Annotated in this window: 14 protein-coding genes; 9 read left to right on the top strand and 5 right to left on the bottom strand. The window is 66.1% G+C overall.

Going from position 1 to position 13239, the window contains the following annotated elements; translation table 11 throughout:
• Nucleotides 1-1638 carry an acyclic terpene utilization AtuA family protein gene (locus BVC93_RS06425; RefSeq protein ID WP_236950411.1) on the bottom strand — a complete coding sequence of 546 codons (1638 nt, stop codon included), beginning with the start codon at nt 1636-1638 and terminating at the stop codon, nt 1-3.
• 281 nt (nt 1639-1919) lie between these two features.
• Here BVC93_RS06425 and rpmF point away from each other — a divergent pair, with 281 nt between their 5' ends.
• The 7 genes from rpmF (at nt 1920) to BVC93_RS06390 (ending at nt 8603) form a co-directional block, all read left to right on the top strand.
• Entirely contained in the window at nt 1920-2093 is a 174-nt protein-coding gene (gene rpmF, locus BVC93_RS06420) for a 50S ribosomal protein L32 (protein ID WP_083740854.1), read from the top strand.
• A 102-nt stretch (nt 2094-2195) separates the two neighbouring features.
• Nucleotides 2196-2882, top strand: a complete 687-nt coding sequence (locus BVC93_RS06415; protein ID WP_083740853.1) for a response regulator transcription factor — start codon at nt 2196-2198, stop codon at nt 2880-2882.
• Nucleotides 2883-2898: 16 nt separating this feature from the next.
• A complete protein-coding gene (locus BVC93_RS06410) occupies nt 2899-4434 on the top strand; it encodes a HAMP domain-containing sensor histidine kinase (RefSeq protein ID WP_083736433.1) in 1536 nt (511 codons plus the stop codon).
• A 77-nt stretch (nt 4435-4511) separates the two neighbouring features.
• Nucleotides 4512-5906 carry a S1C family serine protease gene (locus tag BVC93_RS06405; RefSeq protein WP_083736432.1) on the top strand — a complete coding sequence of 465 codons (1395 nt, stop codon included), beginning with the start codon at nt 4512-4514 and terminating at the stop codon, nt 5904-5906.
• A 38-nt stretch (nt 5907-5944) separates the two neighbouring features.
• Entirely contained in the window at nt 5945-6472 is a 528-nt protein-coding gene (locus BVC93_RS06400) for a MogA/MoaB family molybdenum cofactor biosynthesis protein (RefSeq protein ID WP_157516795.1), read from the top strand.
• Nucleotides 6473-7194: 722 nt separating this feature from the next.
• Nucleotides 7195-7851: an MspA family porin gene (locus tag BVC93_RS06395; RefSeq protein WP_083736430.1), complete on the top strand. Its 657-nt coding sequence runs from the start codon at nt 7195-7197 to the stop codon at nt 7849-7851.
• A 383-nt stretch (nt 7852-8234) separates the two neighbouring features.
• Nucleotides 8235-8603: a hypothetical protein gene (locus BVC93_RS06390; RefSeq protein WP_083736429.1), complete on the top strand. Its 369-nt coding sequence runs from the start codon at nt 8235-8237 to the stop codon at nt 8601-8603.
• A gap of 66 nt (nt 8604-8669) precedes the next feature.
• On the opposite strand, the gene mscL is transcribed toward BVC93_RS06390, so the two are convergent.
• From mscL to BVC93_RS06370, 4 genes are all read right to left on the bottom strand, one after another.
• Nucleotides 8670-9140: a large-conductance mechanosensitive channel protein MscL gene (gene mscL / locus BVC93_RS06385; RefSeq protein WP_083740852.1), complete on the bottom strand. Its 471-nt coding sequence runs from the start codon at nt 9138-9140 to the stop codon at nt 8670-8672.
• 73 nt (nt 9141-9213) lie between these two features.
• Nucleotides 9214-9873 carry an SAF domain-containing protein gene (locus BVC93_RS06380; protein ID WP_083736428.1) on the bottom strand — a complete coding sequence of 220 codons (660 nt, stop codon included), beginning with the start codon at nt 9871-9873 and terminating at the stop codon, nt 9214-9216.
• A 73-nt stretch (nt 9874-9946) separates the two neighbouring features.
• A complete protein-coding gene (locus BVC93_RS06375) occupies nt 9947-10267 on the bottom strand; it encodes an FmdB family zinc ribbon protein (protein ID WP_083736427.1) in 321 nt (106 codons plus the stop codon).
• A 60-nt stretch (nt 10268-10327) separates the two neighbouring features.
• Entirely contained in the window at nt 10328-10939 is a 612-nt protein-coding gene (locus BVC93_RS06370; RefSeq protein ID WP_083736426.1) for a 5-formyltetrahydrofolate cyclo-ligase, read from the bottom strand.
• Nucleotides 10940-11013: 74 nt separating this feature from the next.
• Between BVC93_RS06370 and BVC93_RS06365 the strand changes: the two genes are divergently transcribed.
• Both BVC93_RS06365 and glp read left to right on the top strand, forming a co-directional pair.
• Nucleotides 11014-11925, top strand: coding sequence for a UTP--glucose-1-phosphate uridylyltransferase (locus BVC93_RS06365; protein ID WP_083736425.1), 912 nt, complete (start codon nt 11014-11016; stop codon nt 11923-11925).
• A gap of 54 nt (nt 11926-11979) precedes the next feature.
• A complete protein-coding gene (gene glp, locus BVC93_RS06360) occupies nt 11980-13239 on the top strand; it encodes a molybdotransferase-like divisome protein Glp (RefSeq protein ID WP_083736424.1) in 1260 nt (419 codons plus the stop codon).

Genomic DNA, 13239 nt, shown 5'->3' with positions numbered 1-13239 from the left:
TCACGCCAGCAACCTTTCCGGGATGTCGACGACGCGGCCTCGCAGCCACTCGCCGAGGCCTTTGGCCTGTGGGTCGAAGCGGGCCTGGTAGGCCACGCCCTGCCCCAACAGGTTGTCGATCACGAAGTTGACGGCACGCAGGTTGGGCAGCAGGTGCCGGTGGATCGGCAGATCGGCAGCCTCGGGCAGCAATTGGCGCAGGACGTCGATGGTCAGGAAGTGAGCCAGCCAGCGCCACTGCTCGTCGCTGCGCACCCATACCCCGACGTTGGCTGCTCCTCCCTTGTCGCCGCTGCGGGCGCCGGCGACGACTCCCAACGCAACCCGTCGCGTCGGACTGTCCGGCAGGGGAGCCGGGAGTTCGGGCTGGGCGACGTCCGCCAGTACCTGGGCCTCGGGCGCGCAGGTGATGGCCACCCGCGTGCCGTCGGCGTGCACCGCGGTGTGTGGCACCTCGGCGGCATCGACGTAGCCCGGGGTGAACACGCCGTACACCTGCCCGTCGCCCGGCGGCGTCAGCGCATGGAAGCCGGGGTAGCTGGCCAACGCGAGTTCGACTGCCGCGCCGGAGAATCGGCGTCCCACCACGGTGGCATCGGGGTCTCGTGCCACACAGTGCAGCAGCGCGCTGGCGGTTTCCTCGGTGTCGGCGTCGGGACGGTCCGTGCGGGCCAGAGTCCACTCCAGCTCGGCCGGCTTGGCTGTCAGAGCCGACTCGAGTTGCCGCTGTACCAGTTGTGCCTTGGCCGCGATGTCCAGGCCGGTGAGCACGAAGGTCATGGCATTGCGGAATCCGCCGATGCTGTTGAGCGAGACCTTCAGCGTCGGGGGAGGGGCTTCACCGACCACCCCTTCGATGCGGACGCGGTCCGGCCCGTCGTCGATGAGCCGGGCGGTGTCAAGCCGGGCGGTGACGTCCGGATTGGCGTACCGGGCGCCGGCTACCTCGTAGAGCAGTTGTGCAGTGACGGTGCCGGTGCTGACCAGTCCGCCGGTGCCGGGGTGTTTGGTGATCACCGACGAGCCGTCGGAGTGGATCTCGGCCACCGGAAACCCCGGATGGGCGAGATCGGGTACCTCGCCGAAGAACGCGTAGTTGCCTCCGGTGGCCTGCGTGCCGCACTCGATGACGTGACCGGCCACCATGGCGCCTGCCAGGCGGTCGTAGTCGGTGCGGGTCCAGCCGAAGTGCGCGGCGGCGGGTCCCACCACCACGGAGGCGTCGGTGACTCGGCCGGTGACCACGACATCGGCTCCGCCGTTCAGGCATTCGACGATGCCCCAGGCGCCCAGGTAGGCATTGGCGGTCAACGGCGTCCCCAGGCCCAGTTCGTCGGCCCGGGCGAGCAGATCGTCACCCTCGACGTGAGCGACGCTCACCGCGAGCCCCAACCGCGTCGCCAGCGCACGCACCGCATCGGCCAGACCTGCCGGATTGAGCCCGCCGGCGTTGGTGACGATGCGGACACCGTTGTCGACGGCCAGCCCGAGGCAGGTCTCGAGCTGGGTGAGGAACGTCTTGGCATAACCGCGCTCGGGGTTTTTCATTCGATCGCGGCCGAGGATCAGCATGGTCAGCTCGGCCAGGTAGTCGCCGGTGAGGTAATCCAGTTCGCCGCCGGTCAGCATCTCGTGCATGGCAGCGAGCCGATCGCCGTAGAAGCCCGAACAGTTCCCGATGCGGACCGACACCTGCACTCCCGTCACTCAACCAACCGGTAGGTTACCTAGAACTCGCGGTACCGCGTCAAGTGCGACTTGCTGCCGCCGGTGTGTGAGCGCGTTCGGTGGGCGGAAAGGCAGTTCAGGCGCCGTTTTGGAGCCGACGCCGCTCACCGGCTATCCTGAGTGGCAATCGTCGCCGCCCGTAGTGGCGTTTTCCTCGTGCGGCGGACACCACAAGCAAGGAGATGCTCGTCATGGCTGTGCCCAAGCGCAGGATGTCGCGTGCGAACACCCGTAGCCGTCGCGCGCAGTGGAAGACCGAAGCCACCGGGCTGGTGAACGTCACCGTTGCCGGCACCCAGCACAAGGTGCCGCGGCGCCTGCTCAAGGCTGCCCGCCTCGGCTTGGTCGACCTCGACAAGCGCTGAACTCGTTCGTTCGATCACAGATGACGATGCACGGAACTTCCGTGCATTTTCTTCCGCGCGCCTCTCAGGCCGCTCTCAGACATTGGGATAACACTGGTGGCCGTGCGCATTCTTGTCGTTGATGACGATCGCGCGGTGCGCGAATCGCTGCGTCGTTCCCTTTCCTTCAACGGCTACTCGGTATCCCTGGCCGAGGACGGTGTCGAGGCGCTCAACGCGATCTCCAGCGACCGGCCGGACGCCGTGGTCCTCGATGTGATGATGCCGCGACTGGACGGTCTGGAGGTGTGTCGCCAGCTCCGCAGCACCGGCGACGATCTGCCGATCCTGGTGCTAACCGCCCGCGACTCGGTGTCCGAGCGGGTGGCGGGCCTGGACGCCGGCGCCGACGATTACCTGCCGAAGCCGTTCGCCCTGGAGGAGCTGCTGGCCCGGATGCGCGCACTGCTCCGCCGCACCGGCCCGGAGGACAAGGTGGAGGCCGTCGCGCTGAGCTTCGGCGACCTCACCCTGGACCCGGTGACCCGCGAGGTCACCCGCGGCCAGCGTCAGATCAGTCTCACTCGCACTGAATTCGCGCTGTTGGAGATGCTGATCGCCAACCCGAGGCGCGTCCTGACGCGCAGCCGCATTCTCGAAGAGGTATGGGGTTTCGATTTCCCCACCTCGGGCAACGCACTCGAGGTGTATGTCGGATATCTGCGTCGCAAGACGGAAGCGGAGGGCGAGCCGCGGCTGATCCACACCGTTCGCGGAGTGGGTTACGTGCTGCGGGAGACGCCACCGTGAGGTGCCGGGCGTAACGATGGCACGGCCCAACCGGCGCGAATCTCGAACAACCACATCGTTGTCACTGCGGTGGCGGGTCATGTTGCTTGCCATGTCGATGGTGGCCATGGTGGTGGTGCTGATCTCGTTCGCGGTCTACGCCGTGGTTTCGGCCGCGCTGTACGACGACATCGACAACCAGTTGCAGAGCCGGGCGCAGCTGCTGATCGCCAGCGGATCGCTGGCCTCTGATCCGGGCAAGGCCATCGAGGGCACCGCCTACTCCGATGTCAACGCCATGCTGATCAACCCCGGGCGGTCCATCTACACCGCCAACCAGGAGGGGCAGACACTGCCGATCGGCGCCACCGAGAAGTCCGTCATCGCCGGTGAGCTGTTCATGTCCCGCCGCACCGCCGCTGATCAGCGGGTGCTGGCGGTGCACCTGCCCAATGGCAGCACACTGCTGATCTCGAAGAGCCTGGCGCCCACCGACGCGGTGATGATGAAACTGCGCTGGGTGCTGTTGATCGTCGGCGGGGTCGGGGTGGCCGTTGCTGCCATCGCGGGTGCCGCCGTCACCAGAACCGGCTTGCGCCCGGTCGCCAAGTTGACCGAAGCCGCCGAACGGGTGGCGCGCACCGATGACCTTCGGCCCATCCCGGTGTTCGGTAGCGATGAGCTGGCCCGTCTGACCGAGGCGTTCAACATGATGCTGCGGGCACTGGCGGAATCCCGGGAGCGCCAGGCGCGCCTGGTGACCGACGCCGGGCACGAACTGCGCACTCCTCTGACATCGCTGCGGACCAACGTGGAGCTGCTGATGGCATCCAGTCGACCGGGCGCGGCCGACATCCCCGAAGCGGAGATGGACGACCTGCGTGCCGACGTCATCGGGCAGATCGAGGAATTGTCCACGCTGGTGGGCGATCTGGTGGATCTCACTCGGGACGAGGCCGGCGGGGTGATCCACGAGCCCGTCGACATGACCGAGGTCGTCGATCGCAGCCTCGAACGAGTTCGGCGGCGCCGCAACGACATCGAGTTCGACGTCGACGTCACGCCCTGGCAGGTCTACGGGGACGCCGCCGGATTGTCGCGGGCCGTGCTCAATCTGCTGGACAACGCCGCCAAGTGGAGCCCGTCGGAGGGGCGGGTGCGGTTGACCCTCAAACAGGTGGACCCGTCGCACGCCGAGCTCGTGGTCTCCGATCTTGGTCCCGGTATCCCGCTGCAGGAGCGGCGACTGGTGTTCGAGCGCTTCTACCGTGCCACCGCGAGCCGGTCCATGCCCGGATCCGGTCTGGGACTGGCGATCGTCAAACAGGTGGTGCTCAAGCACGGCGGAGCGCTGCGGGTCGAGGAGACAGTGCCGGGAGGACAGCCGCCGGGCACCTCCATCTTTGTTCTGCTGCCGGGGCGGCCCGCAGCGCCGGCACCCTTCCCGACCGCCGACAACGCTGACGGCACCGTCAACGACGGTGATTCGGCGCCCATGGATACAAATCAGGCAACGACACGATCACAACCGGGCGTTATCTCAGTCGATTCTCAGTCGACGGGGGCAAGGTAGTTGCTGATTGGCAACGTTCTCCCGTCGTGACCCGCCCCGGTCACGGTTGACTGTCGAAGGATCGGTGACTCGAGCACATGACGAGCTATCCAGGGCCGAACAACAACCCTGGGCCCACACCTGGCAGGTACCCGCCCGCGCCGCAACAGTCGGGACAACACCACTATTCGCATCCGGCGCAGCACGGACACTATGCGCGAGGGCCGCAGCAGGGGCAGCAGCAGCCGTACGACTGGCGGTACGCCACCCAGCAGACCGATCCCCGGCAGTCCGCCGCTTATCCGGCGTATCGGTCACCGCACACCGCGCCGTTGCCGAACCAGACGCGCTCGCGTACCAAGCTTTTCGCGGGTGCCATGGCGATTGCCGTGGTATCGGCCGGAATCGGTGGTGGCGTCGCGGTGATGGCGCACCCCGATGAGCGTCCGGTCAACACCTTCACCACGGCCAGCGACCCAGCCCCCGGAATGCCCGCGGCCAACGTTCCCGCCGGCTCGGTGGAACAGGTGGCCGCCAAGGTGGTACCCAGCGTGGTCAAGCTGGAGATCAAACTCGGTCGTGCCCACGAAGAGGGCTCGGGCATCATTTTGTCGCCCACCGGTCTCATCCTGACCAATGCGCACGTGGTCTCTGCCGCGGGCGCAGCGTCGGCGGCGCCCGACGCGCTGCCCGGCATCCCGTCTGGTCCCGAGCTGCGCGACGCCAATCCCGAAACCACGGTCAGCTTCTCCGACGGCACCACCGCACCGTTCACGGTGGTGGGCGCCGACCCCGCCAGCGATGTCGCCGTGGTCCAGGCCAAGGGGGTGTCCGGGCTGACGCCGATCACTCTGGGATCCTCGGCGGATCTGCGGGTGGGTCAGGATGTGGTGGCCATTGGTTCGCCGTTGGGCCTGGAGAGCACCGTCACCACCGGAATCGTCAGCGCGTTGAACCGGCCGGTGTCCACCGCGGGCGACGCCAAGAACCAGAACACCGTGCTGGATGCCATCCAGACCGACGCCGCGATCAACCCCGGTAACTCCGGTGGGGCGCTGGTGAACATGAATGGCGAGCTGGTGGGGGTCAACTCCGCCATCGCGACCATGGGTGGAGGGCAGGACGCGCCGCAGTCGGGTTCGATCGGACTCGGTTTTGCCATCCCCGTCGACCAGGCCAAGCGGATTGCCGACGAACTGATCAGCACCGGCTCGGCATCACACGCCTCACTCGGGGTCCAGGTGAGTAACGACACCGCCATCAACGGCGCGAAGATCGTCGAGATCACCCGAGGTGGAGCCGCTGCCACCGCGGGGTTGCCCAACGGCGTGGTGGTCACGAAGGTCGACGACCGGCCCATCTCGGGAGCCGGGGCCTTGGTGGCTGCGGTGCGCTCCAAGGCGCCAGGAGAGAAGGTGACGTTGACCTTCGTCGAGTCCGAGGACAGTAATCCGCAGACACTGCAGGTGACGCTGGGTAAGGCTGCGCAGTGACGATCATCAGGACTGCACCCCCACAGGCGGTGAGCACGATGTCCATCCCCACATATACGGTTGCTTCCATGGAACAGCCGCATGAGCTGGTGGGTAGAGCTCTCGTCGTCGTTGTCGATGATCGGACCGCGCACGGAGACGAAGAAGACCACAGCGGTCCGCTGGTCACCGAGCTGCTGAACGAGGCAGGCTTCGTCGTCGACGGAGTAGTGGTGGTGGCGTCCGACGAGGTGGAGATCCGCAACGCGCTCAATACAGCGGTGATCGGCGGCGTCGACCTGGTGGTATCGGTGGGTGGCACCGGGGTGACCCCCCGTGACGTCACTCCGGAAGCCACGGTCGACATCCTGGACCGGGAATTGCTGGGGATATCCGAGGCGCTTCGGGCGTCCGGGCTGTCCGCGGGCATCATCGACGCAGGGATGTCCCGTGGTCTGGCGGGGATATCCGGCAGCACCCTGGTGGTGAACCTGTCCGGTTCACGTCCGGCGGTGCGCGACGGGATGGCCACGCTGAGTCCGCTGGCGACCCAGATCATCGGCCAGCTCTCCAGCCTGGAAATCTGACCTGAGACCGAACATGTGCCGCCTGAGTGCTCATCCGACCCCGGATGGCACCCAGGCGGCCTTTTTTAATTTTTGCGCCATGTCCCTCAACACCGGTCTCCAACCGTTCTCTAATCCTGCCGCAATGTTTCGCGAAGGTGAACAGAACAAACGTGCAAGATGTGATCTTAGTCACACAAAGGTGGAATTGTGACGCCGTTATCGCCGCGAGACCGAGATGCAGTTAACAAAGTCTTCGGTAAGGAAATTCCCCAGGAATCCTCCGATGAGCGTGATCCCGGGTCTGGACGCGACGACCCGGACCGTGATCGCTGGCTCCGGGACAACGTTCCGCCGCATCACGGCTGAGCTGGGAAGACGCCGGAAACGTCCGTGATCTGCATTTATTTCGACCCGGCGTGATTTTTGTGCCTACCGTTGTTGCGGCCGGCGTGCCGTCACGGTGATCAGGCCGTGGTTCTGGCCAACTTCTTGATCACTGAACCTCAGCAAACTTCTGCCAGCTGAGCCACAGATAAGACACGGAAACCCCCCGCGTTGCCGCCTGTATGTCGCCCCGTTATGTTTCTCCCGTCATCAACGATGAGCGAAACGTAAGAACAGCATGTGAGACCTCTCATTTGCGAAGTCTTACTTCGGGAGCGGTGTGAACATGCCACTCACGAAAACCACCAAATCGGTGAAACCGCCCCGGGATCACCGCCAACACAGCTGGGGAGAACATGAAGGTAATCAGTCGGGTGCTGGTGGCGTTGATCGCCTCCATCGCGGCGCTGTTCGCGAGCACGGGCACTTCGCACGCGGGCTTGGACAATGAGCTGAGCCTTGTGGACGGCCAGGGTCGCACCCTGACCATCCAGCAGTGGGACACGTTCCTCAACGGTGTCTTCCCGCTGGACCGCAACCGCCTCACCCGTGAGTGGTTCCACTCCGGCAAGGCTGTCTACGCCGTGACCGGCGAAGGCGCTGACGACTTCGAGGGCGTCCTGGAGCTCGGCTACCAGGTCGGCTTCCCGTGGTCGCTGGGCGTTGGCATCAACTTCAGCTACACCACCCCGAACATCGCGTTCGACGGCCAGGACTACGGCTCGTTCGGCCCGGGTGTCGACACCGGTATCGACCTGATCCCCGCCATCGTCACCCCGCCGCTGTTCCCCGGCGTGTCGATCTCCGCTGACCTGGGCAACGGCCCCGGCATCCAGGAAGTCGCCACCTTCTCCGTGGACGTCGCCGGCGCCAACGGTGCAGTTGCGGTCTCCAACGCTCACGGCACCGTGACCGGTGCTGCCGGTGGCGTGCTGCTGCGCCCCTACGCTCGGCTGATCTCCTCGGCCGGTGACAGCGTGACCACCTACGGCGAGCCTTGGAACATGAACTGAGTTTCGGCTCAGTACCAAACAGTTCGTAAACAAAACGACCCCCGGCTACGGCCGGGGGTCGTTTTGTATGCCCCGAGCTGTCATTTCTGGGAACCCGCTGAATTGGCGTGCACGGCTGCCGCCATTCGATGACTTCGGAGGTGCTCGGAGAATCGCCTGCCACGTCCGGAGTGTGGGTGAAATCCCTTGATGTACAGCAGTTTTCGTCGATCGAATGCTTCGATGAAGAACCTCTGGCGGCGCTTGAACAATTTCTCGCTCGACGTCCTCAAAAATTCCGGGCTCAGCTCCCGCACAGGGACATTCACTGGTATTGTTCAGGAAGCTTTACGACTTACAGCAATAGGGCCGCTCTGGGCCCTCTCTAATGAAGGGAAGCGCCGATGGCCGACAACGCCAGTGGCCTCATCCGCAGTTCCAAGAAGCTGGGTGCTCTTGGTCTCGGTTCGTTCGCCGTAGCCGCAGCGTTCATGAGCCTCGGCAGCGGAACCGCCAGCGCCGTCGAGGAGGTGGCACCCTCCCCGCAGGTGACCAGCCGCCAGGCCCTCATCATCGACGACAACGCACTGCGCTCCACCGCCATCGGTGAGGCTCGTGGCTTCCTGAGCACCCGCTCCGCTGATTCCGGCATCGTGCATGCCGTCGGCGAGGTCAAGGACAGCATCATGGCCGTCCCCGGGACCACCGCCGCTCCGTTCAACCTGGAGCAGAACGGCTCCTTCTCCTTCGGCGCCCCCATGGGTGACTGGTGATCTGAAGGCCCTGAAACAGAAATCGCCCCCGACCTCAGGTCGGGGGCGATTTCTGTTCGGTGGGTTTCACTCCTTGTCGGCGCTGGTGTGTTTGGCGGTGTCAGGGCTCGGGCCGGTCCCGGGGCCGGTCACATGCTCATGGGAGGCGGTACCTGCAGTAGGGCTCTGGGCATGCAGGAGGTCGCGGATCTCGGTGAGGATGCTCAACTCGGTGTCCTGGGCCTGCTCCACCTCACCACGCTCGCGGAGCTTCTTGTACGGCAGCACGATGAGGAAGTACACGACCGCCGCCACCAGGACGAAGTTGATCCCCGCTGACAGCACGGCGTTGAGGTCGACAAACTGGTCACCTCCGAGGGGTATCCGCAGGATTCCGTACTCCCTGTCGGGGCCCGCGCCGATCCGGTCGATCAGTGGTTGCACCACGTTCTGAGTGAACGCGGTGACCAGACCGGTGAACGCGGTACCGATGACCACCGCGACCGACAGGTCGACGATGTTGCCTCGCGCGATGAACTCTTTGAACCCCTTCAACATCTTCGAACCCTCCTGCTGTCGGACAGTGTGCAGGATTTGAAGGGTAGTCGGTGCGGTGGGCATGGCGGGAATGTCAATGCAGCGTCAGTGTCACGACTTCGCCGAGGGTGGCTGCTGCCACCGCGACGGCCGCGGCGGCGGGCAGCGCCACGAGAATCACCCGGTCGGCTCGAGCGCCCAGACCTTCGGCGTCGGGTGAGATGAGCACCACCACGGCATCGACGGCGATGACCCGCGGCGTGACGTCAGTAAGCGGTCCGTCCTGCGGTGCGGCGACGATGTCCACCACGTCGCCTTCGCGGACCACATCGAGGATCGCGCTCTGCGCCAACTGCACTGGCACCACCCGGGCACCCGGGCCCGCGGCCGATTCGGTGAGGCGAGGCCCCAGCACCCGGACGTCGGTGAGTACCTCTCCTGATCGCACCGGGCCGGCGGGCGTCGCTCCGACCGCGGTGCCGGCGTCGCTGAGTGCACCCTCGGGGAGGGTGTCGACCGGGCGGCTCACCACCACGAGATCCTCTGCGGTCATCGTGACTCCGGGGCTCAGATCACGTCCGGCTATCACCGCGTCCCGGTGGGCTCCACCGGGTTCGGAACGTAGCGCCGCGACGCCTGCCAGGATGACGAGTGCGGCCGCGGCGCCCCGGCGGGCGCGCACCGAATGCACCCAATCAGGCTGCAACGCTTGGCGAAGGCGGTTGAACGCGGTGGGGTCGAGACTGTGGGGCATCCACGCACCCTAGAAACCAGAACAGACAGCCCGCGTTCACGCGGCGGGCTGTCTGTGGATAACCGGGGGAGCGCTAGCTGGATGCGGCGGCAGGGGCCGGTGACGACGAGGACTTGTCGCTGCTGGAGCTCTTCTCGCTCGAGCTGGACGATTTGTCGCTGGAACTCGAGCTCGACTCGGAACTGGAGCTCGACGACGTCGACGAACTCTTGCCGCCTTCACGGCTGTCGGTGCGGTAGAAACCGCTGCCCTTGAAGACCACGCCCACCGAGTTGAACAGTTTGCGCAACCGGCCCTCACACTTGGTGCACGTGGTGAGTGCGTCATCTGAGAAAGCCTGCACCGCGTCAAAACGGTCGCCGCAGTCGGTACACGCATAGCTGTAGGTGGGCACCTAGAACCTCCGGAAGATCAGACTTTGCTTAGCACTCTACCGTGCCAAGTGCTAGAACCGCTATTCGGCCGTCCGCATTCCCGCTTCGGATCCCAGCTCGACGAGCCCGTTGCCGGGGGTCAGCGCATGCGTCATGGGCACATCGTGGGGTTCGCCGGGCAGTTCGTCGAGAAGCTCCTCGTCCCGAACCACGGCGATGAGCTTGGCAATCGGATTGCGCAGGGGTAGCGACCGGTCGTAGAAACCGGCTCCACGGCCAAGGCGTACTCCTCGTCGGTCGACTGCCAACGCCGGGACCAAGATGATCTGCGCTTCGGCGATGGTCGCAGGCGGCGATGCCTCACCTGCGGGTTCCAGAAGCCCGAAGGCTGCTGGAATCAACTCGCCGCGAGAGTATGAGCTCCACCACAGTGGCAGCGGGTCGCCGTGCGCGTCGGTGCGGCTGACCGGAAGCAGCACTTTGACACCGGTTGCGGACAGTGCATCCAGCAACGCGATGGAACCCGGTTCTGTCTTCATGGGAACGTAAGCGCAGACGGGTGTTCTCGCGCTCACGAGGGTTGCTGCGTGAGCTGCCAGCGCCTCGGCTTCCGCCTGGTGAACGGTTTCAGCTACTGAACGTCGGGAAGCCAGTAATAGCGCCCGCCGCTGAGCTTTGGTTGCCGCTTCCACGGGTACAGAATTAGCAGCTGGCGGCTTCGGTGGCCACCCTGTATCGCCCCACCATTCCAGTTAGGGTGTGAACGATGAACGCACCTCAGGTACCCATTCCGCGCACGGCTATCGTGCCCGCAGCAGGTCTGGGCACCCGGTTCCTACCGGCCACCAAGACTGTGCCCAAAGAGTTGCTGCCGGTGGTGGACACCCCCGGTATCGAGCTGGTGGCCGCCGAGGCCGCGGAGGCGGGCGCCGAGCGACTGGTAATCATCACTTCCGAAGGCAAGGACGGCGTGGTGGCGCACTTCGTCGAGGACTTGGTGCTCGAAGGGACCCTCGAAGCGCGCGGCAAGAAGGCGATGCTGGAGAAGGTGCGCCGGGCCCCCGCCCTGATCAAGGTCGAGTCGGTGGTCCAGGAGCGGCCATTGGGCCTCGGGCACGCCGTCGGCTGTGTGGAGGCCGTGCTCTCCGATGACGAGGATGCCGTCGCCGTCCTGCTGCCCGACGATCTGGTGCTACCCACCGGCGTCCTGGAGACGATGTCCAAAGTGCGCGCCAAGCGCGGCGGGACGGTGCTGTGCGCCATCGAGGTCCCCGGAGACGAGATCAGTGCCTACGGCGTCTTCGACGTCGAGATCGTGCCCGATGCGGCCAATCCCAATGTGCTCAAGGTCAAAGGCATGGTGGAGAAGCCCAAGGCCGAGGACGCGCCGTCCCCGTACGCCGCCGCCGGCCGTTATGTCCTGGACCGGGCCATCTTCGATGCGTTGCGCCGGGTCGACAAGGGTGTCGGCGGTGAGATTCAGCTCACCGACGCCATCGCGCTGCTGATCGAAGAAGGCCATCCCGTGCACGTGGTGGTGCACCGCGGGTCTCGACACGACCTGGGAAATCCCGGCGGCTACCTCAAGGCTGCGGTTGACTTTGCCTTGGACCGTGATGATTACGGCCCGGAACTACGCAGCTGGCTGGTTGCGCGATTGGGGTTGAGCGAGCAATAGCGCTAGCGTCGCCCCGGTCGACAAAGCCGGGGGCCGATGGCAGAAAGGCGCGTTGTGCGTTCGGTGGAGGAGCAGCAGGCCCGTGTCCAGGCCGCCGCGGTGGCGCCGCGGCCGGTGCGGGTGGCGATCGCTGAGGCCCAAGGGCTGATGTGTGCCGAAGAAGTGGTGACCGAACGCCCGCTGCCAGGTTTCGATCAGGCCGCCATCGACGGATACGCCGTGCGCAGCGTGGACGTGCTCGGCGCGGACGCCGCCGATGACGACGCCGACGCCGCAGGCGGACAGATCAGCCTCCCGGTGATGGGGGTGATCGAGGCCGGCACCAAGACCCCCAGCCGGCTGCAGCCCAGGCAGGCCGCCCGCGTGCAGACCGGCGCCCCCATGCCCACACTTGCCGACGCCGTGCTGCCGCTGCGGTGGACCGACGGCGGACAGTCGCGGGTGCGGGTGCTGCGAGGCGTGCGCTCCGGCGCGTACGTGCGGCGCACCGGCGACGACGTACAGCCCGGTGACGTCGCGGTCCGGGCCGGAACCATCATCGGCGCCGCCCAGGTGGGGTTGTTGGCCGCCGTGGGCCGCGACCGCGTACTGGTGCATCCCCGTCCCAGGCTGTCGGTGCTCTCCGTGGGTGGCGAGCTGGTGGACGTCTCACGATCGCCGGGCACCGGGCAGGTCTACGACGTCAACTCCTACGCCCTGGCCGCGGCCGGACGGGATGCCGGCGCCGAGGTCAATCGCGTCGGCATCGTCGACAGTGATCCCAAGAAGCTGCGCGAAGTGGTGGAGGGACAGCTCAGCCGCGCCGAGATCGTGGTGATCGCGGGAGCGGTCGGCGGAGCGGCCGCCGAGAGCGTGCGTGCGGTGCTCTCCGAACTCGGCGAGATGGAAGTGACCCGCATCGCGATGCATCCGGGCTCGGTGCAGGGCTTCGGACAACTGGGCCGCGACGGAGTGCCGGTGTTCCTGCTGCCGGCCAACCCGGTCAGTGCGCTGGTGGTGTTCGAGGTGATGGTGCGCCCGTTGGTCCGGCTGTCGTTGGGCAAGCGGCAGCCGCTGCGGCGGGTGGTGCAGGCCCGCACCCTGGCGCCGATCTCCTCGGTTGCCGGCCGCAAGGGTTATCTGCGGGGTCAGCTGATGCGCGATCAGGACACCGGTGAGTATCTGGTGCAGGCCCTCGGCGGTGCGCCGGGATCGTCATCACATCTGCTGGCCACGCTGGCCGAGGCCAACTGTCTGGTGGTGGTGCCCAGCGAGGTCGAGCAGCTGCGCACCGGTGAGACCGTCGACGTCGCTTTCCTGGCTCAACGCGGCTGA

Source organism: Mycobacterium sp. MS1601, assembly GCF_001984215.1.
In the GTDB taxonomy this organism is placed as follows: Bacteria; Actinomycetota; Actinomycetes; order Mycobacteriales; family Mycobacteriaceae; genus Mycobacterium.
Note: the sequence above shows the minus strand (reverse complement) of the source record. Positions and strands in the feature narration are given on the sequence as shown.

Excerpts from the sequence above, each read along its gene's own strand:
- rpmF (WP_083740854.1), top strand. The coding sequence starts at position 1,920 with ATGGCTGTGCCCAAGCGCAGGATGTCGCGTGCGAACACCCGTAGCCGT.
- BVC93_RS06405 (WP_083736432.1), top strand. The coding sequence starts at position 4,512 with ATGACGAGCTATCCAGGGCCGAACAACAACCCTGGGCCCACACCTGGC.
- BVC93_RS06410 (WP_083736433.1), top strand. The coding sequence starts at position 2,899 with ATGGCACGGCCCAACCGGCGCGAATCTCGAACAACCACATCGTTGTCA.
- BVC93_RS06365 (WP_083736425.1), top strand. The coding sequence starts at position 11,014 with ATGAACGCACCTCAGGTACCCATTCCGCGCACGGCTATCGTGCCCGCA.
- BVC93_RS06425 (WP_236950411.1), bottom strand. The coding sequence starts at position 1,638 with ATGCACGAGATGCTGACCGGCGGCGAACTGGATTACCTCACCGGCGAC.
- BVC93_RS06380 (WP_083736428.1), bottom strand. The coding sequence starts at position 9,873 with ATGCCCCACAGTCTCGACCCCACCGCGTTCAACCGCCTTCGCCAAGCG.
- BVC93_RS06400 (WP_157516795.1), top strand. The coding sequence starts at position 5,945 with ATGTCCATCCCCACATATACGGTTGCTTCCATGGAACAGCCGCATGAG.
- BVC93_RS06390 (WP_083736429.1), top strand. The coding sequence starts at position 8,235 with ATGGCCGACAACGCCAGTGGCCTCATCCGCAGTTCCAAGAAGCTGGGT.
- BVC93_RS06395 (WP_083736430.1), top strand. The coding sequence starts at position 7,195 with ATGAAGGTAATCAGTCGGGTGCTGGTGGCGTTGATCGCCTCCATCGCG.
- mscL (WP_083740852.1), bottom strand. The coding sequence starts at position 9,140 with ATGTTGAAGGGGTTCAAAGAGTTCATCGCGCGAGGCAACATCGTCGAC.